Below are 22857 nucleotides of genomic sequence, written 5' to 3' on the forward strand. Positions count from 1 at the left end.
ACTCTACATCTCCCTTGATGCAAGTAATGTCTGGATGTTTCGACGCGGCCGGGCCGCCGTTGCTCAGGCGGAGGCGTGCCCGACCACACCCTTGCGCAGCAGGGCGTTGCCGTACTTGCGGGTCTCGCCGGTGCGCACCATCAGGTACGCCTCGCGGGCCACCTCGTAGTACGCGAAACGCTCGACGAAGCGGGTGGTGTCCAGCGTCGTGCCGGCGGCATCCATCAGCTCGCTCTGCACGTCGAGCACCTCGCCGTCGGCCGAGGTCATCAGGTCGATGCCGGGCGCGTCATCCAGCGGAATCACGGTGCGGATTGCAGCGAGCACCTCGGGGGTGGTCGTGCCGGGCAGGTCGATCACGTGGCGCCCCAGCGCCCACGCCGGGAAGTGCGCGTCGGCGATGACGACCGAGTCGGAGTGACCCATCCGATCGAGGTGCAGCAGCAGCTCTCCGGTGAGCAGCGGGTGGATGCCTTCCAGCACGTGTTTCTCCTTCAGATCGTTGCGACGGAAGCCGGGATGAGGCCTTCGGCGGCGAGGTTCTGCCAGAGTGCTTCGGGAATCTCCAGGGCAGCGTAGTCGGCGTTCTGCTGCAGCTGCGCCGGGCGGCTGCCGCCCACGACCACGGAGCGCACCTCGGCAGCCTGGAGCGGAAACTGGATGGCGGCCGCCGGAAGCGGCACGTCGTGATCGTCGCAGACGGCGGCGATCCGCACGAGCCGTTCCCACAGCGCATCCGGCAGCTGCCCGTATTCGTAACGCCCGTCGCGCCGCGGCACGCTGGATGCCAGCAGGCCCGAATTGAATACGGATGCCGCGACGATGCCGGTTCCGGTCTCCCGGCACGCAGGAAGCACCTCGGCCGCCGCGGGCTGCTCGAGCAACGTGTACCTCCCGGCGACCATGATGAGGTCGAGGTCGGCTCCGCGCACGGCGGCAGCGAGAGCATCCGACACCATCGAGCCGATGCCGATCATGGGGGCCTCCCCCTCCTCGCGGAGCTGTTCGAGCGCGGGCAGCGCTTCGGCGAGCGCAAGCTCGAGATCGTGCCGTTCCGGGTCGTGCAGGTAGACGAGGTCGATGCGCTCGATGCCGAGCCGCTCGCGCGATTCCTCGAGGCTGGTGCGAACGCCCGCCTCCGAGAAGTCCCAGACGCGCCGGAGATCGGCCGGCACGTGGAAATCGTTGGCCGTGTCGAGCCCGCCGTCGTGGTCGGGGTTCGGCCGCAGAAGGCGACCGACCTTGGTCGAGAGCACGTACTCGTCGCGCGGCTTCGTCTGCAGGAACGCACCGAGGCGACGCTCGGAGAGCCCGAGGCCGTAGTGCGGCGCGGTGTCGAAGTAGCGGATGCCGCTCTCCCACGCGGCATCCAGCACCGCCCAGGATTCATCGTCACTGAGTTCGCGGAAGAGGTTGCCGACGTTGGCGGCACCGTAGCCGAGGCGGGGGAAGCCCGTGCGGAGATCAGGCGACGACGACATGCTCGCCCTTCCAGGTGTAGGCCGCGATGCTGGACGCTTTCATCTCCATGCTCGTTCCTGGCGCCGTCGGCACCATGTAGGAACCGCCCTGGATGTTCGTCGGCACGACGAAGTGCTCGTGCAGGTGGTCCACGTATTCGATCATGCGGCCGTCACGGCTGCCGCTCACCGCCACGAAGTCGAACATCGACAGGTGCTGAACGGCCTCGCAGAGGCCGACGCCGCCGGCGTGCGGGCACACGGGCACTGCGAACTTCGCGGCGAGAAGAAGGTTGGCGATGTTCTCGTTGACGCCGCCGACGCGGACGGCGTCGATCTGCATCACCGCGATGGCATCCGCCTGCAGCAGCTGCTTGAAGATCATCCGGTTCTGCGCGTGCTCACCGGTGGCCACGCGGATGGGCGCGACGCCGCGGGCGATCTCGGCGTGACCGAGGATGTCGTCGGGGCTGGTGGGCTCCTCGATCCACGCGGGGTGGAACTCGGCGAGGGCGTTCACCCACTCGATCGCCTCGGAGACCTCCCAGCGCTGGTTGGCGTCGATCGCGATCGGGAAGTCGGGGCCGCACACCTCGCGCGCCTTGCGGAAGCGACGGATGTCGTCATCCAGATCGGCGCCGACCTTGAGCTTGATCTGAGTGAAGCCATCGGCCATCGCCTCGCGGGCGAGGCGCTCCAGCTTCTCGTCGGAGTAGCCAAGCCAGCCGGGGCTGGTCGTGTACCCGGGGTACCCGGTGGCGAGCAGCTCCTGCTCGCGAGCGGCCCGCCCGGGTTCCGCGTCCCGCAGGATCTTCAGGGCGTCCTCGGGGGTGAGCGCGTTGGTGAGGTATCGGAAGTCCACGAGATCGACGAGCTCTTCCGGCGTCATCCTCGCCAGGAGCTGCCAGAGCGGGAGCCCGGCGCGCTTCGCCTTGATGTCCCACAGCGCGTTGATCACCGCACCGATCGCCATGTGCATCACGCCCTTCTCGGGGCCGAGCCAGCGCAGCTGCGAGTCGCCGATGATCTCGCGGAACGTGCCGCCCATGTCATCGAGGAGCGGCTCGAGCTCTCGCCCGACGAGGTGACCGGCGAGCGCGTCGATCGCGGCGACCTGCACGTCGTTGCCGCGTCCGATCGTGAACACGAAGGCGTGACCCTCGATGTCGTCCCCGGCGTCGGTGCGCACGATCACGTAGGCAGCCGAGTAGTCGGGGTCGGGGTTCATCGCGTCCGAGCCGTCGAGACTGAGCGACGTCGGAAAACGGATGTCGGTGGTGTCGAGTGCGACGATACGGCTCACGGGTTCCTCTCCCTGGCATGAGCGAATGACTCATGCGGATCTCTTGGAGTGTAAACATCGGATGTCTATACTGTCAACGAGGGCGGCTGAGAAAGCGACCCACCGATCGAATCATCCAGACGAAGCAGGAGAACCATGAAGTTCGCACGGCTTGGCGACCCGGGGACCGAGATCCCCGTTCTCGTAGAGGGCGACCACTACCTCGACCTTCGGGCCGTGACATCCGATGTGAACGGTGATTTTCTCGCCGGTGACTTCCGTGCGCGCATCGCGGCGGCCAGGGAGGCGGACCAGCTCCCCGTGCTCGAGGACGCGGCGGCGATGCGCATCGGTGCGCCGATCGCCCGCCCGAGTGCGGTCATCTGCATCGGCATGAACTACGCGGCGCATGCCGCGGAGTCGGGCTCCGAGCCCCCGACCATCCCGATCCTGTTCCTGAAGACGCCGAACACCGTGGTCGGCCCGAACGACACCGTGATGATCCCCCGTGGCAGCGAGAAGACCGACTGGGAGGTCGAGCTCGGCATCGTCATCGGACGCCGAGCGGCCTACCTCGACTCCCCCGAGGAGTCGCTCGACCATGTCGCCGGATTCGTCGTCGCGAACGACGTGTCCGAGCGCGACTTCCAGATGGCCGTCTCCGGCGGTCAGTGGTCGAAGGGCAAGATCGCCTTCGGCTTCAATCCGACCGGTCCGTGGCTGGTCACCCGCGACGAGGTCGACCACCAGGCGCTCGGGTTGCGCAGCTTCGTCAACGGCGAGCCGCGTCAGGACTCGAACACCGCCGACATGATCTTCTCGATCGAGCACATCGTGCACCACCTCTCGCAGTACGTGACCCTCGAGCCGGGCGACCTGATCCTCACCGGAACACCGCAGGGCGTCGCCCTCTCCGGCAAGTACCCCTACATCGCACCCGGTGACATCGTCGAGGTGGAGATCGATGGACTGGGCCACCAGCGCCAGGAATTCGTCGCATGGGAGGCACAGAAATGACCCGCTCACTTGAGGGACTGGTGGCGATCGTCACCGGTGGCGCCTCCGGCATCGGCGCAGCCATCGCCGAACGACTGCACGCCGACGGTGCGCGGATCGCCGTGCTCGATCGCGACACGGCCGGCGCGGATGCCGCGTTCGCCGCCTTCACGGCCGATGTCTCGGACCGCGCGTCGGTGGATGCTGCGGTCGCCGCGGTGGCTGAGAAGTTCGGCCGCATCGACATCGTCGTGAACAACGCCGGTATCGGCGCCCAGGGCGATATCGCCGCGAACGACGATGACGAGTGGGCACGAGTGCTGTCGATCAACGTCACCGGAATCGCCCGTGTCACCGCGGCAGCGCTGCCATGGCTGCGGAAGTCTCCAGCGGCGGCAGTCTGCAACACGGCATCCATCGCCTCCACCACCGGGCTCCCGCAGCGCGCGCTCTACAGCGCGTCGAAGGGCGCGGTATCGGCCCTGACGCGGGCGATGGCCGCCGACCACCTCCGTGAGGGCATCCGCGTGAACGCCGTGAACCCGGGCACCGCCGACACCCCCTGGGTGCAGCGCCTGCTCGATTCGGCTGCGGACCCCGCCGCCGAACGTGCGGCACTCGAGGCGCGTCAGCCGCATGGCCGCCTCGTCTCCGCCGGCGAGGTCGCTGCAGCCGTGGCCTACCTCGTCAGCCCCGCGGCCGGATCGACGACCGGCACCTTCATCGAGGTCGACGGCGGCATGGCGCAGCTGCGGCTCCGCTCCGAGTAGCTTCGACGCTCGTCTCTTCCGCTCCCGTCGCGAGAATGCCCGGAATTCCGAACGAATGCCGGGCATTCTTGCGACCGGAACACCGGGAGCCGGCGCCTGGAGCACCAGCCCCCGGCGGACCTCAGCCTTTGAGACCGGAGTGCGCGAGCCCTTCCACGAACTGACGCTGGGCCACGATGAACACGATCAGCATCGGCACCACCGTCATGGTCGCGGCGGCGAGCTGCGTGTTCCACATCTGTCCGCCATACGCATCCGTGAAACGGGTCAGCGCCTGCGGCAGCGTGAACAGTTCCGGCGACGTGAGGTACACCGTCGGTTCGAGATACAGGTTCCACGACGAGAGGAAGGTGAGGATCGCGACCGCCGACAGCGCCGGCTTGGACAGCGGAAGGCTGATCCGCCACCAGATCGCCGGCCTGCCCAACCCGTCGATGCGCGCCGCCTCCTCCAGCTCGACGGGCAGCGACAGGAAGAACTGCCGCATGATGAACGTCGCGAGGACGCACGGGGCGGCGAGCGCCGTCACCAGTATCAACGGCCAGTGGGTATTGATCATCCCCCACTGCTTGAACATCTGGAACAGCGGCACGATCGTCACCTCGCCGGGCACGAGCAACCCGACCAGCACCACGAGGAACAGCGCATTCGCAAAGGGAAAGCGGATTCGGGCGAAGGCGTAGCCGGCGAGACTCGACACCACCATCACGATCGCCGTGACGAGCACCGCGATGTACACGCTGTTGAAGTACTGCCTCGCGAACGGCTGGAAGGTGAATGCCTCAACATAGGCGGCGACCGTCGGGTTCTCCGCGAACAGCGCGGGCGGCGAGCGGAAGATCTCTGCCAGCGGTTTGAACGATGACGTGATCATCCAGATCGTCGGCACCGCGAACGGCACGGCGAGGACGATCAGCGCTGCGACGAGGATCACTCGGCGGATGCGGGATCCCTCATTCCTCATAGAACACCCACTTCCGGCGGAGCTGCCACTGCAGCATGGTCAGCAGCATCACGAAGGTCAGCAGCATCAGGGCGAGCGTCGACCCGTAGCCGATGTCGTTGAACTCGAACGCCTGCTGGAAGACGTAGTAGACGAGCACGGTGGTCGACAGGCCGGGGCCGCCGCCGGTGAGCACCGCGACGTTGGCGAATGCCTGCAGCGACCCGACGATGGTGATGACGGCGGTCAGCATGAGCGTCGGTGAGATCAGGGGCAGGGTGATCCGGAGGAAGATCCGCCCCGGTCCTGCACCGTCGATCCGGGCCGCCTCGTAGAGCTCCGACGGCACGCCTTGGAGCGCAGCGAGGAAGAGCACCATGTTCACCCCGACGCTGCGGATGACCTGGGTGACGATGACCGAGATCATCGCCGTGTCGCCGGAGAGCAGCCAGTTCGGCCCGTCGATACCGAAGACCGCGAGGAGCGCGTTGATGCCCCCGTTGTCCTGCAGCAGGAATCCCCAGACCAGCGTCCACGCGACCACCGAGACGATCACGGGCGAGAAGAAGATCGTGCGGAAGATCGTCACGCCGCGGAAGCGGCGGTTGAGGAGAACCGCGAGGCCGAGGCCCGCCGCGATGTTGAGCACCACGATGCCGAGTGAAAAAATCGCGGTCGCACCGAGCACCGCCGGCAACTGCGGGTCCGTCAGCAGAGCGGCGTAGTTGTCGCCGCCGACGAACGTGAGTTCTCCGCGGAAGATGTTCCACTCGTTGAGGCTGTACCAGATGCCCAGCCCCACCGGCACGAGCACGAACAGTACGACGCCCGCCAGCTGCGGCGCGATGAAGAGATAGCCGGTGAGGTGGTCGCGCCGCCGCATCGTCCAGAACGGGCGGTGCGGGTCCCGGGGCGCCACCGCGCCCCGGGACTCGATCACCGTGTCGAGAGCGGTCACTTCGACAGCAGCGGCTCGATGGCTTCGCAGGTCGCAGCGAGCACGGCCTCGACGTCGGCATCCGCCGCCCACATCGCATCCAGAGCAGTCTTGCCCGCCGCCTTGATCTCCGCGGGTCCCGTGTGGTTGGGCAGCGTCACCGCGTCGGGAAGCTGGTCGATGACGACGCTCTCGAGCTGGTCGGCCGTGAGCTTCGGGTTGTTCGCGGCGAGCTGCTCACCGGTCAGCAGCGACTCGCGGGGCGGCGGGAAGTACGCGGCGAGCTTCTCCGCGTTCTCCGGGTTCGTGAGGAATGCGAGGAAGCCTGTCGCCTCCTGCACGTGCGGGCTCGTGGCGAGCACGCCCACACCGGCCTGACCGATGACGGAGTATTCGCCCTCGGGCCCGTTCGGCAGCGGGATCACGTCGTACGCGAAAGATCCATCGAGCAGCGCCGCGCGCGACACCTGGGCGACCGTGAAGGCCGCGTCGCCGGCGAAGAAGTCCGCGGTGGTCCCCGGCCCTGGCATCGACTGGTCGACGAAGGCCGCGTCGTGCAGGAACGTGAAGGCGTCGACCATCTCCGGACTGTCGAAGGTGCAGGTCTTGCCGTCTGCGCTCCAGGCGCTGGCGCCCCAGCCGGTCCACACCGTCGCGAGCTGGCCCCAGTTCGCGTAGTCGAAGTCGCGGACGACGAAACCGGCCTTGCCGGTGGCCTGGTGCACCGTGGCGCCGAGTTCGCTGATCTGCTCCCACGTGACGTCGCCGTCGATAGCGGCTCCGGCCTGTCCGAGGAGATCCTTGTTGACGTAGAGGGCGAAGGGCGAGTTCGAGAACGGGTAGGCGTACAGCTCGTCCTCGACCGCGAACTCCGCGGTGACACTGCCGACGAGATCGTCGTAGTCCCAGCCCTTGGTGGCCTTCAGAGCATCGGTCAGCGGCACAAGAGCGTCCGCCTCGATGAGGTCGCGAGACAGATCACCCATCCAGGCCAGGTCCGGCGCGTTGCCGCCGGCGATCTGCGTCGTGAGGGTGGTGTTGTAATCGGCGAAGGGCAGCGATTCGTAAGTGATCTCGCCGATCTCCGGGTGGTCCGTCTTGTACGCCTCGGCGATCTCATCGAAAAGGGCGAGCTGATCCTCGTTCGACGTCCACACCGACATGCGCAGGTCCACGCTTCCCGGGGCGGCAGTGGTCTCGACGGGAGTCGGCGCGGCTGCCGCGCATCCCGCCAGTGCCAGGCCCAACGCGGCGATTGCGGTCGCCGCACCCAGCTTCTTTGCTGTTGACATCTTCCTTCTCTTCTCTAGTAGCCGATGATCTCGGGCCAGTGGATCTCGATGCCCGCCTCGACGAGGCGGGCCTGGAAAGCGATGATGAGTGCCCGGTCCGCCAGAACGGCGCCGGGATCGAGCGCGCCTTCCAGACAGAAGGCAGCGAGCTCGCCGGCCGACTCGCCGATGTTCCACTCGACGGGGTGCAGGCGGTAGGCGCCGTTCGTGATGTGAGTGGTGCCGATGTTCTTCGCCGCCGGCAGGAAGTTGCGCAGCCGCACGGGAACGAGCGCACCCAGGGGGATCTCGAACGGCGCGCACTCGACATCGATGTAATTGTCACCACCCGTGGAGGGGTGAATGTCGATCCGGTACATTCCGACGCCGACGGAGTCGTCGAAGGTCGCGGGCCCGCCGTGTCCGCGGAGCGCCACCGAGATGTCCTGCTCGACGACCGTGCGTCGCGCGACGATCCGCCGTGACTCACGGATGTAGGGCGCCTGAGCGAATCCGTCTTCGGTACCGGCGACGTCACCCCGCAGGCGGAGCCCCGGAAAACCGAAGCCGCCGTCGGGGCGCGGTGCCTCGGTCTGCAGCCAGTACACGTAGGAGCGAGCGAGTTCCTTGGCGCCGGCCAGGTGGTCCGCGGCATCCGCGGTGTCGATGACGGAGCCGTCGAGGTAGTCGAGCATCGGCCAGTTGGCCACGACCACGTCGCTGTCGAGGAAACCGGGGACGAAGTTCTCACGGGCGAGAATGCGACGGAACTCCCAGAGGTCTCGGTCTCCCGCGTCGGTTCTCTGATCGGATGCTCCGCGCTCGACGATCGGCGGGTTGACGTTCATGGTGCGCGTCACGGGTTCCAACGTGCGCGGATCCGGTGCGGTGAACGAGAGCAGCGGGGCGCCCCAGAACTCCGGATGGGCCGCCCGAAAACGGTCGTACTCCGCAGGTCGCTCGATCGTGTGATCGGCGCCCTCCTCGTGGTCGAACGCGAAGCACCAGGTGATCGCCTGGACGTTCTGCGGGTCGGACACCTCGGCGGCGTTCGGTTCCCCTGTCTCGGCGCGCGATTCGGCGCCGATGACGTACTCGGCATTGACGAGAGGGAGGAGGTCACCGGTTTCGGTGGCGTCGAGGACGAAGGACGCGGTGATCTCGCGCCGCTGCCCGTCGTGCTCGACAGTGACCGACGTCACGAGGTCGCCATCGACGGTCGCCGCGACAGGCAGCGCCGGCTGTAGAACGGTGAGCAGCCCGCTGGCACGGTAGGGCGCGAGCAACGCATCGAGCACTGCGACGGCGACGCGCGGCTCGTGACACAGCCGACTGACCCGGCCGAGTCCGGGGTTCAGCTCCTTCGTCGAACGAGCGCGCTCGGTGAGCGGATAGTTCTGGCGGTAGTAGTCGCGGATGCCGTCGCGGAGCGCGCGATAGGACGCGGTGATCCCGAACTGCTCGACCCAGTACGACTCGTCGGGCGGAACGATCTGCGAGGTCAGCTGCCCTCCCAGCCAGGGGTACTGCTCGGTGAGGATCACCTGGCGACCCCGCCGGAGCGCAGCCAGCGCAGCCGCGACCCCGCCGAGTCCTCCGCCGACGATGAGAACGTCGGTCTGCAACGACGTCATCCACTCACCGCGTGAAGGGTCGCGCCGTCGACGATCTCGCCGGTCAACAGCACCTGCTTCTGCAGGTCACCGCGTTCGGCCACGTCGGTGAGGATGATGTCCTGCAGCAGCGACAGCGCCCGCGACGCTACGGCCTCGCGGCGCAGATCGAATCCGCTGAGCGGTGCGCCGTCGATGGCGTGACCGGCGACGTCGGCGAGCGCGACGTAGCTGAGGGCGGCATCCGGCGCCTCTGCGGCGAGCGCGGACGCTGCGGACTCGGCGAGGAACGCGTCCTCGGCGATCACGGCGGTGGAGTCCAGCTCGAGTACGCGACGAGCGATCGCCGCGCGATCGAGGCCGGTCACATCGATCGAGGTGACCGCGATGCGCAGCCCGGAGGCCGCCTGGGCGATTCCAGAACGGCGGTCGGCCGCGGCGGGGGCGACCGTGCCGTGGTGGAGGTAGACCGCGCGCTCGTGACCGAGAGCCGCGAGGCGGCGGATGATCTCGCCGGTGAGCGACAGGTAGTCGATTCCGACGTACGGCACATCCGGCTCGTCTCGACGTCCGACGGCGACGAACGGGAAACCCTCGGCGACCAGTCGGGCAAGCTCTGCGCTGTTCATCTGCTGCCCGAGGAGCAGGCAGCCGTCGGCGAGACGGAATCGGGTGTTCTTGTGGAACAGGCTGCGCGAGCCCTCGACGAGCGGAGAAGCCGTGAAGAAGAGGAGGTCGCAGCTGAGCCGTTCAGCAGCCCGCTCGATGCCGTTGAGGAGGGGACCGTAGAAGTCCATGCTCTCGGCCGACAGTGCCGGCTCGTAGGTGAAGATGCCGAGGATCTTGTTGTCGAGTCCGGCGAGGCGACGCGCTGCCGGGTCGACGACGTAGGTCGTCTGCTCGATCGCTCGCAGCACCCGCTCACGAGTGGCCTCGGGGATGCGGACGTTGGAGTAGTCCTTGTCATTGAGCACCATCGACACGGTCGCCTGGCTCACCCCGGCGATCTTCGCGATCTCGCGCTGGGTGATGCGCCCATTCTTGTTCGTCGTCATTGACCTCTCCTGATCGAGTTCTCCTGATAGTTCGGATTATCAGAACTCGAAGATGACCATAACAGACCGGATCGGATCCTTGTCAAACTCTTGTGCTGGAATCGTTACTCGGTGCATAGTTCCTTGATAATCCCTATCATCAAGGAAAGGACAATGATGTCCCCCGATCCCCTGCACCTCACGCTGTCCCGTCGGCACTTCCTCGGCGCCGGTCTGCTCGCGGGCGCCCTGATCGCGCTTCCTCCGAGCACCGTCACCGCTTCAGCCGCGGGAACCGACGTCACGCTCACGGCCACCGGCATCCGCGTCGTGGCATCCGTCGGCGGGCGCATCGCCGTGCACAACGCGACCGGAACGCTGCTGATGGCCGGCTCCCGCTTCCAGACGAAGGACACGGTCTACGGCATCCAGACCTCCACCGGCGGCACCCCGTCTCTCGTGACTCTGGGCGGTGAGCAGGCGATCCGGATGGACTACACGATGCCCGTCGCGGCGGGCGGGCAGACCGTGTCTGCTGTCATCCGCGTGCAGACCGCGCAGATGCACGTCGAATGGACGGTGTCGGGATCGACGACCCTCAACCCGGCCGGCTTCATGTTCAGCAGGGCGGTCAACCTGCCCACGGCCGCCGACGAGTACATCCCGACGTCGGAGTGGCAGCGCGACAGCGCGGGCGGCGTGCCCTACGAGGTTCCGACGGGCGTCGTCTACCGGTCCGCGTGGGCCGCCGGCCACGGGCTGCTGCTGCTGGACTCGTCTCGCAAGGCCTGGACCACATCCACCTGGGTGCACGCCCCCGGCACCTCGGTGGATGCCGCGACCGCCGTGACCCGCGCGAGCCTGATCCTCACCGATGCACGTCCGGCCTCGGGTGCCGCCATCGGGCGCGGAGACGGAGTGGGCATCGAACTCTCCACGCAGCGGCCGTACAACGTGTGGGATGCGGCCGGCGACGTGACGGCGACCGTCACGGTCACCAATGCCCGCGCGGTCGACGACACCTTCGCGCTGGACTGGTGGGCGCGTGACGACAACGGGGTCGTCGTCACCTCCGGCACGCAATCGATCACGATCCCCGCTCTGTCCACGGCGGATGCGGCGATCACGGTCCCCCTGGAAGCGGAGGGGATGGTGCTGCTCGAGGCGACCGCCACGACGACGAGCGACAGCGCATTCGCGCGCACCACACTCGCCGCGCTAACCCCGTTCGGCTACACCGCGGGTTCGGCCAGCATGTTCGGGATCGCGAACTACCCGTGGCTGCTGAACGCCGGCGAGCAGGCGACCCTCGACCTCTGGCAGAAGATCGGCATCCAGTGGGTCCGGATCGCCTACGACGGCGGGCCGGGGCTGCCGCCATCGGCGTACGACGCTCGAGGGATGGATCACAACCTCGAACTGCAGCCCGACCTCACGGCGACCGATGCCGCTCTGGTCACCTGGGCCGGGTCCAGCACGGCCACGGCCATCGCAGCAGGGGCAACCTGGTTCGAGGTGGGCAACGAGCTCAACCGTCCGTTCAATACGGGCGATGCCGCCCCCGCATATGTGGAGCGTGTGCTCAAGCCGGTGCATGCGGCGCGCGCTGCCCAGGGCGCCGACTTCCAGATCATGAACAACGGACTCGCGGGAATGGATCGTCCGTGGTTCGAGGCGTTCCACGCTGCCGGCGGGTGGGACCTCGTCGACGGCGTGGCCTTCCACCCCGGGCGCGGGAACTTCACGCCCGACTTCGTCCCGGACGGCGACGGCGGCGAATGGAGCCCCGGGGCCACCGGAACCTACTGGAACTTCCTCGGCGGCCTTCGCCAGCTGAAGGCGATGATGTCCGACTACGGCGAGAAGGAGATCTGGCTCACCGAGGCCTATGCCTGCACCCGGCCCAACGCCTGGTGGAACGACACCTATCGGCACGCAGCCGAGAACGTACTGCTCTCCCTCGCGCTCGCCAAAGCCGAGGGGGTGCGGGCCGTGTGCTGGTACCAGTTCTTCGACTCGTACACGATCAGCCCGATGGGCGCCGATCCTGAGGACACGGAGTACCACTTCGGGCTGGTGAATCGAGACCTCGGGCCCAAGCCGTCGCTCCTGGCCTATGCGACGGCAGCCCGCGCGTTCGATCAGGCCGAGTTCGTCCGCTGGGTGCACCTCGATGACGGAACCACCCACGGCCTGCTCTTCACCACGCCGGAGGGCCCGCTCGCCGTGCTCTGGAACCGCAGCGACGGATACCTGCTCAACACCGGCGGCGCCCGCACGGACTGGCGCTTCCCCGCGCCGGAGATCTGGCAGGACGGTTGGTCGACGAAGACCCAGGTGACGCTTCCGGCCACGGCGACGGTCACAGAGACGGACTCCTTCGGCCGAACGAGCGCACTGCCCTCGTCGGGCGGGCAGGTGCAGCTGACCCTCGACGGTGCGCCTCGGATCTACCGAGGGCTGCTCCTCGACGGCCTCGACGCCGGGCCGGTGGCGACCTCGGGCGCGGTGTCCGTCCAAGCCACGCGAACCGACGGCAGAGCCGCCCTCACCGTGACGGTGCAGGGTGCGGGTGACCGCGACACCGACGTGCGCATCGAGACGACGCTCGGGTCAGATCGGATCAAGCGCCTCGCCCCTGGCGAGACCCAGACGCGCACGTTCGTCGCCGACGGGCTGACGATTCCCGCGGGAGCGGCGACCGTCCGCACGCATGCGCTCGGCTCCGGACAGCCCGAGACCCACACGATCGAATACATCGCGTTCGACGCTCGTCCGATCGGCTGACGGGCGCCGCCCGAGCCACCGCCGGTCGCGGGAGGCATCGATCCCATCCGGATCGATGCCTCCCTGCTGCGACCGGCTATCGTCCGCGTATCGAGATCTGCATACGAGACCACAACAGCTCGACGCATTGACTGGGTCGATGACCGATCTCGTCTCACCGTCCCCGCTGACCCCGCACCGCCGTCATTCTCCGCCCGCACTACCTGCGCCGCCCGCACCACCTACGCCGCCTGCCGAGTCAGCCGCAGCCGACGCCACCGATCACACAGGATCGACGAGCTCACGGCCGATCGAGTCGGCTCGGTCCCCGCGCCGCATTCCTTCGCTCGACGTGATCCGCGGAGTCGCCATCATCGGCACCCTGGCGAGCAACATCTGGCTGTTCGTGGCTTTCACCGGCGACCGCGCCGTGGACATCTGGTGGCACGATTTTCTGGGGTGGATCCCGGATGGCAAGTTCCTGGGTCTGCTGACCATCATGTTCGGCATCGGTCTCGAGATCCAACGCCAAGCGGCCCTGCGGCGGGGCCTGCGCTGGCCCGGCACGTACCCCATCCGAGCCGGCCTGCTCTTCCTCGACGGCGCATTGAACTACATCTTCGTCGTGCAGTTCGACGTCCTGCGCGCGTACGCCATCGTCGGCTTCATCGTCGCATTCGTCCTCCTGCTGCCGGAGAAGCGGCAGTGGGTTTTCATCGGGGCGGCGCTCGCAACGCACCTCACCATCCTCACCATCGGCATCTTCGCTCCAGGCGGTGTGAGCCTCCCGGGGATCGTGCTTCCCGGCGAATTCCCCGTGTACGAAGCCCGGCCCACCTACTGGCAGACCGTCCACGAGAACGTCCTGACGGTGTTCTCCGACATCACTCTCGGCACCGACGCCGGCACGATCATCACCCTTGGTCTCGCCGTCTTCACCCTCGGGGCTGTGCTGTACCGAAACGGCATTTTCGAGAGCCGCGGGGCCCGGCTCAGGAAGTGGCTCATGGTGATCGGCTTCGGCGTCGGCCTGCCACTGGACCTCCTCGCGTTCGTCACCGGCGACACTTTCAACTTCGGCAGATACGTCACGGCACCCATGGTCGCCTTCGGCGTGCTCGCGCTCATGGCCGAGTTCTATCAACGTCGCTCCATCGGATTCGTCGGACGTCGACTCTCGATGGTCGGCCAGATGGCTCTCACCTGCTACGTGCTGCAGAACATCCTCGGGCGCGTGGGACAGTACGTGATCGGCAACTCGCCGCTCTCCGGTCTGATCGACCCGGTGCTCGGCACACTGGCGATGTTCGTCGTGATCACCCTGCTGCTCGTCCTCTTCGCCGAGCTCTGGCTGCGAGCATTCCCTCGGGGCCCCCTCGAGTACGTCTGGCACGTGTGCTTCGAACTCATCACCAGGAAGCTACGCCGGTCGTCCTGACCCTTCCGGTCGCGAAATGTCCCGGTATTCGCGAGGAATACCGGGACATTTTGCGACGGGAACGACGTGGGGCCGAACGGTTGCAGGGCGCTAGCTCCGGTCGCCCCGCAGCCAGCCCAGGATGCCGCCGCGGCGGGGCGCGCTGTCGATGCCGTAGAAGCGTGCGGCGTTGGCCCACAGGATCGCATCGACGTCGTGGCCGCGACTCGTCGCCCACGCTGCGACCGTCTGCGCCCAGCGGGTGCGAGCGGTCGGCTGATACGTCGGAGCACCGTCGGCGGGTGCGTACGGATCACCGGGCTCGGCCGGCCCGATGACCGAGACCGGCCAGTCGCTGCCCCACATCAACCGCTCCGGGCCGAACGCCGCCGCGGCGGCGTCCAGGAAGGGCGTGACCTGCGCAGCATCCCAATCTCCGCCGGCCTCGCCAGGGAGCCCGGACAGCTTGCAGTAGACATTCGGATGCTGCGCCAGAGCGGTCAGGTCCGACACCCACTGGGCCGATGGCGCGAGCGGTGCGGATGCCGTGCCCACCGCGGGCTTGCCGACATGGTCGAGCACCACTCGCAGTTCCGGCACGGCCGCGGCGAGCGCCGTGATGTCGGGCAGCTGCGCGGCTCGAACACAGGCGTCGAATGTCCACTCGCGCGCGGCGAGGGCGCGGACACCGGCGATGAACGCGGGTGTCGCCGCGAGGCCGTCGTGCTCCCCCTGCAACAGGTGGCGTACCCCGACGACCAGCCCGAACTCCGCGAGCGCCTCGAGGTGCGCCGTCGTCGAAGCCCCCTCGTCGAGCCGCGCACCGGCGACGATGGCCTTCACACCGGCCTCACGGGCAAGACCCGTCACCCAGCGCACCTCGTCGAGGAACTGCGACTCGACGCATTCTGCCTGGACGAAGACGGCACCCACTTCGGTGGCGCCCTCGATCCGGGCGTGCTCCAACTCGAGAGCCGCGAATTCGAAAGCGAGCGGCCCTTCCAGCCAGGTGTACTCCAGAAGGTCGGGTCTCCACAGGTGCAGGTGTGAGTCGAGGACGCGCATGGCTCCATCCTGCCCCAGACATCCGATGAATGTGCGAGGATGACGCCATGGCTGTGACTGACGAGGCGATCGAGAAGATCAAGGCGATGATCGTGTCCGGCGAGCTCGGCCCCGGCGACCGGCTCCCGCCGGAGAAAGAGCTGTCCGAGCGGCTCGGCCTGTCCCGGAACTCGATGCGCGAAGCGGTGAAGGCGCTCGAGGTCATCCGCGTGCTCGATGTGCGCCGTGGCGACGGAACCTACGTGACGAGCCTCGAGCCGAACCTGCTCCTCGAAGCCATCTCATTCGTCGTCGACATGCACGGCGACGACTCGATGCTGGAGATCTTCGCCGTGCGACGGATGCTGGAGTCGCAGGCCACCGGCCTCGCCGCCACCCTCGGCAGCGGTGACGAGATCGCCGAGCTCGAACGGGAGGTCGGCGGGGTCGACGCCTCCGTCACCGTCGAGGAGCTCGTGGAGCACGACATCCGTTTCCACCGCGATATCGTGCGCATGGCCGGCAACGCGTACCTCTCGAGCCTCATCGATCACCTCAGCAGTCAGACGGTGCGCGCCCGCGTCTGGCGCGGTCTCACCGAGGAAGGCGCTGTCGAGCGCACGCTCTCCGAGCACCGCGCGATCGCAGATGCCATCGCACAGCGCGACCCCGCTCTCGCAACGTCGCTGGCCACCGCGCACATCGCCGGCATCGAGCGGTGGCTGCGTCAGGCCGCATCCGCCTGACGGACGGGTCCCGCCCGGAATCGCCCGGCCGATACCCTCGAACAATGACCACCTGGACCAGCACCGCGATCGCCCTGCTGGAGGCCGACGCCAATCGCAGCGCAGACACGCACCTGCACCTGTTCCCGTTGCCGTCGGAGTGGGGCATCGACCTGTACCTGAAGGATGAGTCGGTGCATCCGACCGGCTCCCTCAAGCACCGCCTCGCCCGCTCGCTCATCCTGTACGGCCTGGTCAACGGCCGCATCCATGAGGACAGCACGCTCGTGGAATCGTCGAGCGGGTCCACGGCCGTCTCCGAGGCCTACTTCGCCCGGATGCTGGGGCTGCCCTTCGTCACCGTCGTGCCGCGCTCGACCAGCCAGGAGAAGATCGATCTCATCGAGTTCTACGGCGGACGCTGCCACTTCGTCGACCGGGCCGAAGACATGTCGCCCACCGCGCAGCGCCTCGCCTCGGATTGCCGCGGCCACTATCTCGACCAGTTCACCTACGCCGAGCGCGCCACCGACTGGCGCGGCAACAACAACATCGCCGAGAGCGTGTTCAGCCAGCTCGCCCAGGAGCGGCACCCGATCCCCCGCTGGATCGTGGTCGGGGCCGGTACCGGCGGCACCAGCGCGACGTTCGGGCGCTACGTCAAGTACCGCCGCCACGAGACGCAGGTCGCCGTCGTCGACCCCGAGGGCTCGGCGTTCTACGACGGATGGGCAGGGACCCCGGATGCTCCGGCCGGACGCCCGAGCCGCATCGAAGGGATCGGTCGTCCTCGCGTCGAGCTCTCCTTCGTCCCGAGCGTGATCGACGAGATGATCCGCGTCCCCGACGCGGGTTCCATCGCGGCGATCCGGCTGCTCAAGGAGCGCACGCTGCACTGGGCCGGCGGATCGACCGGCACCAACCTCTACGGAGCGTTCCAGCTCATCGCGCGGATGCGCGCCGCGGGCGAGGCCGGCAGCGTCGTCACGCTCATCTGCGACAGCGGCATCCGTTACGCCGGCACCTACTACTCCGACGCCTGGGTCGCCGAGCAGGGCTGGGACCTCACCCCGCACCGTGCACGGCTGGAGCTGTTCCTGGCGACCGGCACCTGGGTGGAGTGACCCCGACCCGATGTTCACCGGCGACGGCATCTCGATACGCTGACCCCATGACAACTCTGATCCTCACTGTCGCGGGCGCAGATCGTCCGGGCCTCGTGGCCGCCGTCGCCGATGTCGTCGATGCGCACGGAGGCAACTGGGAGAACAGCCAGCTCGCCGAGCTCGCCGGCACCTTCGCCGGTGTGATCGAGGTCTCGGTCTCGGCCGAGCGCGCGGCCGAATTGGACGTCGCATTGCGAACGCTCGACGGGCTGCTGACGATCGCGGTGGTCACCGGCACGGATGCGGCGGCCACCGCCGACGACGATCGGCGGCTGACCATCCAGGTGCTCGGCAACGATCGGCCCGGAATCGTCCGCGAGGTGTCCGCCGCACTCAGCGCGCACGACCTCAGCATCGAGGACCTGACGACGACGACCCGCGACGCGGCGATGTCGGGTGGGCGCCTGTTCGAGGCGACCGTGGTGGCGAAGGTGCCTGCATCCGTGGACCTCGAGACGCTGCGCGCCGATCTCGAACGCCTCGCGGCCGAGATCCAGGTCGACATCACTCTCGCCTGAGACGCTCGCCGCGGGAGCGGCCGCGAGCGACGTCCTCTACTCGACCGCGTAGGTGATGCAGTAGATGCCGAGCACCACCTGATCCCCTTCGTATTTCTCGCCGTCGAACGTGACACCCTCCGGGAATGCCATGACCTTGACGAGGCCCTCCTGCCCGTCGAGATCGCTGTCGAACACGCTGAGCGCGGTGGTATAGCGTCCGTCTCCGGCGTCCTCCCAGTTGCCTGCCGAGTAATCGGCGGGCACGCCGTCGACGAACTTCAGCAACTCGAACGTGGGGTACAGCCCCGCCCCGATCGAGGTGGTGAATGCGATCTCGCTGCCGTCCCCGTACACCGCGTGATCGGGAATCGGCTCAGTGACCAGATCGCTGCTGAACGGCTTGAGGTCTTCGTCGAGGTCGCCGGCGCAGGCCCCAGTCGCCGCACCGTCGCCCTCGCCGTCACCCTCCACCGTGCTCGGCGCACTCCCGCCATCCTCCGCGGGCGGCGCCGCCTGAGTGCATCCGGTCAGCAGCAGCAGCAGTGCCAACGCGCCAACGCTCTTCGAATGCCTCATGTCACCGATGATCGCACCGCGACGCCGACCGGCGTGAGTAGGGAAACCTCGCGCCAGACCCGGTCAGGTTTCGATTTCGAGCACCGGGGCATCGATGATCATCCGCGCGATCCCCGTGCGTGAGGTCAACCCGCATCGACGCAGGATCTCGCTCACGTTCTTCTCGACGGTCTTCACGCTGACGTCGAGTCGTCGGGCGATCTCGGCGTTGCCGAGACCGGTGGCGACGAGCTCCGCCGTGGCCTGCTGACGCGGGGTGAGCGCCGGCACGGGGACGATCGGGGCGCCGAGGTGGCCCAGGGTCAACGCCGGGATGCCGCTGCGTGAGGTGATGGCGAGCGCCGCGAGGATACGGGAGACATGCCCCTCGACGGTGCGCTCGGAGAGGAACAGCGTCGATGCGATCACCCTGTTGCTCGCCCCACCGGCGACGAGGGTGGCGACCTCGCGTTCACGCGCACTGAGCGCACCCCAGCCGGATCCGGGCGTGGGCCGCGGCCGATGACCGAGCTGGCGGAGCTGGCGCCGTACCTGGCGTTCGATGCCGCGATCGCCCGTGATACCCGGATCGCGCAGGGTCGACAGGTTCTCATGGACCGCCTCCTCCGCTTGTCCGAGCGCAGCGAGGGCACGGGCCCGCAGCATCCGCACGTGGGCGGCGTCGCGGTAACGCCCGGCGAGTTCGGCGCGCGCGCCCGCGATGGCCGCGCGCTCTGCCGCCTCCGTCATGCGGCCGCGTGCGACGTCGATACGCGCGAAGGCCTGCTCGACGAGAACCTGCGCACCGGGGTGCACGATCAGCGGCAGCAGTTCGGTCGCGATCCGCTCGGCGCCTTCGAGGTCGCCTCGCTCGATCGCTGCGGCGATGAGGATGTCGGTGCACATCGCGCGATCCGCGACCTGCATGAACGGGAACGCCGGACCACCGGCGGCGAGCAGAATGGCCTCCGCCCTGGCCCACTGCCCGAGGCCGGCTCGCGCATAGGCGATGAAGGCGAAGACCGCTGCTTCGATGTACCCGCGAGGTGCCTGCGTGGGGTCGATGAGGTCGCGTTCAGCCTGATCGAGATGTCCGCTCTCCCCTCCCAGCACCGCGGCGAACGCGGCTGCGGAGGCGATCGCGCGCACCCAGACCTCGTCGCCCTGCTCCCGGGCGATCGCCGCTGCCGCTTCGAGATGGGGCGCAGCGCTCGACGCATCGCCGCGGAACATCAGCAGTCGAGCGGGTTGCAGCACGAGAGCAGGAAAGGCATGGATGCCGCTGAGCCCGGCGTCGACGCCGACGACTTCGCCGATCGGACCGAGCACCTCCGCCGCCTCGTCGAACCGCCCGGTCGCGAATGCGGCCTCGACGAAGGCGAACCGGGCAAGCGGAAGGATGCTCGGGTCGAACGAGTCCAGCACACCACGACGCGCCCACAGGTCCGGAAAGCCGTCGTCGGCGGTCGGATCTTCCCAGACCACGCCGGCGGAGGCGAGGACGCGGAAGGACAGGGCGAAGTGCAGCACCTCGGTGTCCCCGGCCTCGAGGGCGGTGAGCCGCGCCCGCTCGGTGGTGATGACGGCCCGCTCGAACTCGCCGGCGGCGAACTCCGCCGCTCCGAGAAGGGCGAGGGCGAGGGCCGGATCGACATTGTGCCTGCCGCTGCCCGTACCGAGGGCCGCGACGAGCGCGACGTCACCCCGGCACGCAGCGGCAGTCAGCTGCCAGCACGTCGTCGTGTCGATCGGCATCCTCGCCCTTCCCCTCTCGCGGGGTTCGCGTCAGACCAGGCGCTCCTTCGGCGACACCGTGTAGGTGTCCTCGGCGTCCCGGTTGACCGCATCACCGAGGGCGACGTCGATCGCAGCCATCGTATCGGCGTCGAGCTTCACGCCGGATGCCTTCACCGTGTCGGCGAGCTGCTCGGGACGGGAGGCTCCGACCAGGGCTGCGGCGATGTTCGGGTTCTGCAGCACCCAGGCGATCGCGAGCTGCGGCATCGAGAGCCCGGCCTCGGCTGCGATCGGCTTCAGCCGCTGCACGGCGGTGAGCACGTCATCGTTCAGGAAGCTCTTGATGAAGTGGGCACCGCTCTTCTCGTCGGTGGCGCGCGATCCCTCAGGTACCGGCTGACCCGGGAGGTACTTGCCGCTCAACACGCCCTGGGCCATCGGCGACCAGACGATCTGCGAGATGCCCAGCTCTTCGGAAGCCGGCACGACCTTGCCCTCGATCACGCGGTGCAGCATCGAGTACTGCGGCTGGTTCGAGATGAGCTGCACCCCGAGCTGCTTCGCGAGCGCGTGGCCTTCACGCAGCTGCTCCGCCGTCCACTCGGAGACGCCGATGTAGAGCACCTTGCCCTGCCGCACGATGTCGGCGAACGCCTGGAAAGTCTCCTCGAGAGGGGTCTCGTAGTCGAAGCGGTGCGCCTGGTACAGGTCGACGTAGTCGGTGCCGAGACGCTTCAGCGAGCCGTTGATCGATTCGAGGATGTGCTTGCGGCTGAGGCCGGTGTCGTTCGGGCCCTTCGCGCCGGTCGGGAAGTAGACCTTCGTGAAGATCTCCAGTCCCTCGCGCCGCTGGCCGGAGAGCGCCTTGCCGAGCACGACCTCCGCGGCTGTGTTGGCGTAGGTGTCCGCGGTGTCGAACGTGGTGATGCCGGCATCCAGAGCGGCGTGGACCGTCTTGAGGGCGGCGTCGTCCTCGACCTGCGAGGCGTGCGTGACCCAGTTGCCGTAGGTGATCTCAGAGACCTTGAGACCGCTGTTGCCGAGATAGCGATAGTTGACCATGTTCCAACGCTACTGGCCGGAACCGACAGCGGGGCTGATTTTCCGTGACCGGTCTCAGAGACTGCCCCGGTACTCCCGCCATGCCGCACCGAGGCGCCGGATCCCCTCGGTCAGAACCTCGTCTGGAGCAGTGAACGGAAGGCGGATGTGGTCGTCCGGCGAAACCGACGCTGCGAACGACGCGCTCCCGGCGACAGAAACCCCGTGCATGGCGGCGACCCGCGCGAGCGCATCGGCAGACCCGATCGGAAGCGCCGCCCAGAGCGACAGCCCACCGCGCGGCGGAACGTAGGTCCAATCCGGCAGGTGCTCAGCCATCAGCTCCTGCAGGAGGCCCAGTCTCCTGTGATGGGTGCGACTCGTGTCCCGGCGCAGCTCGTCGGCATGCGCGAGAAGATCGAGCGCGAGGAGCTGACCAGGAACGCTCGTGGATTGGTCGGCGAGCTGCCGGGCTCCGCGCAGGCGTCGCACGAGGACCGGATCGGCGCGCAGCCAGCCGATCCGAAGACCGGCCCATGCCCACTTCGATACCGACTCCGCGACGATGACGGGAGCGTCCGCCCGCTCGGCGGCGAGTGACGGGGGTACGACTCCGTCGAACGAGATGTCGGCGACGACGCGATCTTCGATGATGGGCACGCCGTACTGCGCGGCGAGCTCGGCGACGCGGTGGCGGGCAGCGGCAGGCAATCGCGTTCCGGTCGGGTTGTGGTGGTGCGGATTGATCGCGACGAGCACCGGCCGCATCCGGGACATCGCGACCTCGAGCGCCTCGACGTCGAGGCCGTCATCGCCCATCGGAATGCCGTTTACCGTGCCGCCCCGCAGACCCACCGAGTCGGTGACACCAGGCCAGGTCACCTCCTCGGCGAGCACCACGTCACCGGGCCCGACGAGGGCGTTGACGACGAGGCTGATCGCCTGCTGCGCACCGTGCGTCACCAGGATCTGCTCCGGCGTCGTCGGCGTGCCCTCCGCCGAGAACAGCGCGGCGATCTGTTCTCGCAGCGCAGGGAGGCCGGCCGGGTCGGTCTCCGGCAGCAGCGCGAGATCGAGCCGTGGTTGATGATCGCGGATCAGCTGGACGCCCAGATCGGGGATCCGCGGCACGGTGCGGAGCAGATCGATCGAGTTGGGCAGGGCGGAGAAGAGCACCTCACCACGGCCGGGGCGCTGAACGAGAGCCGCGGATGCCGCGACGCCGGCGATCCGGGTGCCGCTCCCCTGCCGCCGCTCGACGAGTCCTCGCTCGGCGAGATCGGCATAGGCCGAGACGACGGTGCCCCGCGAGACCGAACCCGCCGCCGCGAGCGCGCGTTCGGCTGGCAGGCGGTCACCGGGTCGCAGCTCGCCGCTCGCGATCAACGCGGCGATTCCTCGGGAGAGACGCGCCGCGAGTGTGCCGTCGCCATGCGTCCAACGGCCGAGCCGAGCCGAGAGTTGGTCGGACGACACCTCGCTGGCACGCACCAGCGGCACACCGGTGGCCGATTGCTGGTCCACTGGCCGACCATTGGCCCTGTCTTCAACGCTCATGACATCCGATTCTGGACCAATGGACACGGTGACCACCAGAACA

The 22857-nt window shown here is 68.0% G+C and carries 20 protein-coding genes; 7 read left to right on the forward strand and 13 right to left on the reverse strand.

Translation table 11 applies throughout. The features are described from left to right. Positions 1 to 63 precede the first annotated feature (63 nt). Genes MRBLWH12_RS12235 through MRBLWH12_RS12245 form a run of 3 tightly spaced genes read right to left on the reverse strand, consistent with a single transcriptional unit; the run spans position 64 to position 2763 of the window. Positions 64 to 483: an RbsD/FucU family protein gene (locus MRBLWH12_RS12235; RefSeq protein WP_363549257.1), complete on the reverse strand. Its 420-nt coding sequence runs from the start codon at positions 481 to 483 to the stop codon at positions 64 to 66. Positions 484 to 494: 11 nt separating this feature from the next. After that, on the reverse strand, positions 495 to 1481 hold the full coding sequence (locus tag MRBLWH12_RS12240) for an aldo/keto reductase (RefSeq protein ID WP_363549260.1): 987 nt from the start codon (positions 1479 to 1481) through the stop codon (positions 495 to 497). After that, positions 1465 to 2763 (reverse strand): L-fuconate dehydratase, encoded by a 1299-nt coding sequence (locus tag MRBLWH12_RS12245; RefSeq protein ID WP_363549262.1) that lies wholly within the window; start codon positions 2761 to 2763, stop codon positions 1465 to 1467. Before MRBLWH12_RS12245 ends, MRBLWH12_RS12240 begins: the two co-directional genes overlap by 17 nt. Before the next feature lie 135 nt (positions 2764 to 2898). Between MRBLWH12_RS12245 and MRBLWH12_RS12250 the strand changes: the two genes are divergently transcribed. Beyond that, entirely contained in the window at positions 2899 to 3759 is an 861-nt protein-coding gene (locus tag MRBLWH12_RS12250) for a fumarylacetoacetate hydrolase family protein (protein WP_363549264.1), read from the forward strand. Next, positions 3756 to 4508 carry an SDR family NAD(P)-dependent oxidoreductase gene (locus MRBLWH12_RS12255; protein WP_363549266.1) on the forward strand — a complete coding sequence of 251 codons (753 nt, stop codon included), beginning with the start codon at positions 3756 to 3758 and terminating at the stop codon, positions 4506 to 4508. The genes MRBLWH12_RS12250 and MRBLWH12_RS12255 overlap by 4 nt, the downstream gene beginning before the upstream one ends. A gap of 121 nt (positions 4509 to 4629) precedes the next feature. Here MRBLWH12_RS12255 and MRBLWH12_RS12260 read toward each other — a convergent pair whose 3' ends face one another. The 5 genes from MRBLWH12_RS12260 to MRBLWH12_RS12280 are packed head-to-tail and all read right to left on the reverse strand — an operon-like array spanning position 4630 to position 10327. Continuing rightward, positions 4630 to 5472 carry a carbohydrate ABC transporter permease gene (locus MRBLWH12_RS12260; protein WP_363549268.1) on the reverse strand — a complete coding sequence of 281 codons (843 nt, stop codon included), beginning with the start codon at positions 5470 to 5472 and terminating at the stop codon, positions 4630 to 4632. Beyond that, positions 5462 to 6409 (reverse strand): carbohydrate ABC transporter permease, encoded by a 948-nt coding sequence (locus tag MRBLWH12_RS12265; RefSeq protein WP_363549270.1) that lies wholly within the window; start codon positions 6407 to 6409, stop codon positions 5462 to 5464. Before MRBLWH12_RS12265 ends, MRBLWH12_RS12260 begins: the two co-directional genes overlap by 11 nt. Next, positions 6406 to 7680 carry an ABC transporter substrate-binding protein gene (locus tag MRBLWH12_RS12270; RefSeq protein WP_363549271.1) on the reverse strand — a complete coding sequence of 425 codons (1275 nt, stop codon included), beginning with the start codon at positions 7678 to 7680 and terminating at the stop codon, positions 6406 to 6408. The genes MRBLWH12_RS12265 and MRBLWH12_RS12270 overlap by 4 nt, the downstream gene beginning before the upstream one ends. A gap of 14 nt (positions 7681 to 7694) precedes the next feature. After that, complete coding sequence (locus tag MRBLWH12_RS12275) at positions 7695 to 9293, reverse strand: FAD-dependent oxidoreductase (RefSeq protein WP_363549273.1); 1599 nt, start codon at positions 9291 to 9293, stop codon at positions 7695 to 7697. After that, positions 9290 to 10327 (reverse strand): LacI family DNA-binding transcriptional regulator, encoded by a 1038-nt coding sequence (locus MRBLWH12_RS12280; protein ID WP_363549275.1) that lies wholly within the window; start codon positions 10325 to 10327, stop codon positions 9290 to 9292. Before MRBLWH12_RS12280 ends, MRBLWH12_RS12275 begins: the two co-directional genes overlap by 4 nt. Before the next feature lie 153 nt (positions 10328 to 10480). Between MRBLWH12_RS12280 and MRBLWH12_RS12285 the strand changes: the two genes are divergently transcribed. Continuing rightward, positions 10481 to 13093 (forward strand): hypothetical protein, encoded by a 2613-nt coding sequence (locus tag MRBLWH12_RS12285; protein WP_363549277.1) that lies wholly within the window; start codon positions 10481 to 10483, stop codon positions 13091 to 13093. Positions 13094 to 13232: 139 nt separating this feature from the next. Next, complete coding sequence (locus tag MRBLWH12_RS12290; RefSeq protein WP_363549279.1) at positions 13233 to 14510, forward strand: DUF418 domain-containing protein; 1278 nt, start codon at positions 13233 to 13235, stop codon at positions 14508 to 14510. Positions 14511 to 14600: 90 nt separating this feature from the next. Here MRBLWH12_RS12290 and MRBLWH12_RS12295 read toward each other — a convergent pair whose 3' ends face one another. Further along, positions 14601 to 15554, reverse strand: coding sequence for an amidohydrolase family protein (locus MRBLWH12_RS12295; RefSeq protein WP_363549281.1), 954 nt, complete (start codon positions 15552 to 15554; stop codon positions 14601 to 14603). A gap of 47 nt (positions 15555 to 15601) precedes the next feature. Between MRBLWH12_RS12295 and MRBLWH12_RS12300 the strand changes: the two genes are divergently transcribed. From MRBLWH12_RS12300 to MRBLWH12_RS12310, 3 genes are read left to right on the forward strand one after another with little or no spacing between them, the layout of a single operon-like run. Then, complete coding sequence (locus MRBLWH12_RS12300; protein ID WP_341977281.1) at positions 15602 to 16279, forward strand: FadR/GntR family transcriptional regulator; 678 nt, start codon at positions 15602 to 15604, stop codon at positions 16277 to 16279. Positions 16280 to 16323: 44 nt separating this feature from the next. Next, a complete protein-coding gene (locus MRBLWH12_RS12305) occupies positions 16324 to 17382 on the forward strand; it encodes a PLP-dependent cysteine synthase family protein (protein WP_363549283.1) in 1059 nt (352 codons plus the stop codon). A 47-nt stretch (positions 17383 to 17429) separates the two neighbouring features. Next, the gene (locus tag MRBLWH12_RS12310) at positions 17430 to 17942 is read left to right on the forward strand and encodes a glycine cleavage system protein R (RefSeq protein WP_363549286.1); all 513 of its coding nucleotides are present in this window, start codon (positions 17430 to 17432) and stop codon (positions 17940 to 17942) included. Between the two features lie 36 nt (positions 17943 to 17978). Here MRBLWH12_RS12310 and MRBLWH12_RS12315 read toward each other — a convergent pair whose 3' ends face one another. From MRBLWH12_RS12315 to MRBLWH12_RS12330, 4 genes are all read right to left on the reverse strand, one after another. Beyond that, positions 17979 to 18500, reverse strand: coding sequence for a hypothetical protein (locus tag MRBLWH12_RS12315; RefSeq protein ID WP_363549289.1), 522 nt, complete (start codon positions 18498 to 18500; stop codon positions 17979 to 17981). Positions 18501 to 18563: 63 nt separating this feature from the next. Further along, entirely contained in the window at positions 18564 to 20234 is a 1671-nt protein-coding gene (locus MRBLWH12_RS12320) for a LuxR C-terminal-related transcriptional regulator (RefSeq protein ID WP_363549291.1), read from the reverse strand. A gap of 30 nt (positions 20235 to 20264) precedes the next feature. Next, a complete protein-coding gene (locus tag MRBLWH12_RS12325) occupies positions 20265 to 21278 on the reverse strand; it encodes an aldo/keto reductase family protein (RefSeq protein WP_363549293.1) in 1014 nt (337 codons plus the stop codon). A gap of 54 nt (positions 21279 to 21332) precedes the next feature. Continuing rightward, the gene (locus MRBLWH12_RS12330) at positions 21333 to 22814 is read right to left on the reverse strand and encodes a PLP-dependent aminotransferase family protein (RefSeq protein WP_363549295.1); all 1482 of its coding nucleotides are present in this window, start codon (positions 22812 to 22814) and stop codon (positions 21333 to 21335) included. Positions 22815 to 22857 lie beyond the last annotated feature (43 nt).

Source organism: Microbacterium sp. LWH12-1.2 (assembly GCF_040675825.1).
In the GTDB taxonomy this organism is placed as follows: Bacteria; Actinomycetota; Actinomycetes; order Actinomycetales; family Microbacteriaceae; genus Microbacterium.

Bases quoted from the DNA above. Each gene is read 5' to 3' on its own strand.
- MRBLWH12_RS12255 (WP_363549266.1), top strand. From the start codon at position 3,756: ATGACCCGCTCACTTGAGGGACTGGTGGCGATCGTCACCGGTGGCGCC.
- MRBLWH12_RS12250 (WP_363549264.1), top strand. From the start codon at position 2,899: ATGAAGTTCGCACGGCTTGGCGACCCGGGGACCGAGATCCCCGTTCTC.
- MRBLWH12_RS12300 (WP_341977281.1), top strand. From the start codon at position 15,602: ATGGCTGTGACTGACGAGGCGATCGAGAAGATCAAGGCGATGATCGTG.
- MRBLWH12_RS12260 (WP_363549268.1), bottom strand. From the start codon at position 5,472: ATGAGGAATGAGGGATCCCGCATCCGCCGAGTGATCCTCGTCGCAGCG.
- MRBLWH12_RS12275 (WP_363549273.1), bottom strand. From the start codon at position 9,293: ATGACGTCGTTGCAGACCGACGTTCTCATCGTCGGCGGAGGACTCGGC.
- MRBLWH12_RS12305 (WP_363549283.1), top strand. From the start codon at position 16,324: ATGACCACCTGGACCAGCACCGCGATCGCCCTGCTGGAGGCCGACGCC.
- MRBLWH12_RS12290 (WP_363549279.1), top strand. From the start codon at position 13,233: ATGACCGATCTCGTCTCACCGTCCCCGCTGACCCCGCACCGCCGTCAT.
- MRBLWH12_RS12310 (WP_363549286.1), top strand. From the start codon at position 17,430: ATGACAACTCTGATCCTCACTGTCGCGGGCGCAGATCGTCCGGGCCTC.
- MRBLWH12_RS12280 (WP_363549275.1), bottom strand. From the start codon at position 10,327: ATGACGACGAACAAGAATGGGCGCATCACCCAGCGCGAGATCGCGAAG.
- MRBLWH12_RS12240 (WP_363549260.1), bottom strand. From the start codon at position 1,481: ATGTCGTCGTCGCCTGATCTCCGCACGGGCTTCCCCCGCCTCGGCTAC.
- MRBLWH12_RS12320 (WP_363549291.1), bottom strand. From the start codon at position 20,234: ATGCCGATCGACACGACGACGTGCTGGCAGCTGACTGCCGCTGCGTGC.
- MRBLWH12_RS12315 (WP_363549289.1), bottom strand. From the start codon at position 18,500: ATGAGGCATTCGAAGAGCGTTGGCGCGTTGGCACTGCTGCTGCTGCTG.
- MRBLWH12_RS12270 (WP_363549271.1), bottom strand. From the start codon at position 7,680: ATGTCAACAGCAAAGAAGCTGGGTGCGGCGACCGCAATCGCCGCGTTG.
- MRBLWH12_RS12325 (WP_363549293.1), bottom strand. From the start codon at position 21,278: ATGGTCAACTATCGCTATCTCGGCAACAGCGGTCTCAAGGTCTCTGAG.
- MRBLWH12_RS12295 (WP_363549281.1), bottom strand. From the start codon at position 15,554: ATGCGCGTCCTCGACTCACACCTGCACCTGTGGAGACCCGACCTTCTG.
- MRBLWH12_RS12330 (WP_363549295.1), bottom strand. From the start codon at position 22,814: ATGAGCGTTGAAGACAGGGCCAATGGTCGGCCAGTGGACCAGCAATCG.
- MRBLWH12_RS12285 (WP_363549277.1), top strand. From the start codon at position 10,481: ATGATGTCCCCCGATCCCCTGCACCTCACGCTGTCCCGTCGGCACTTC.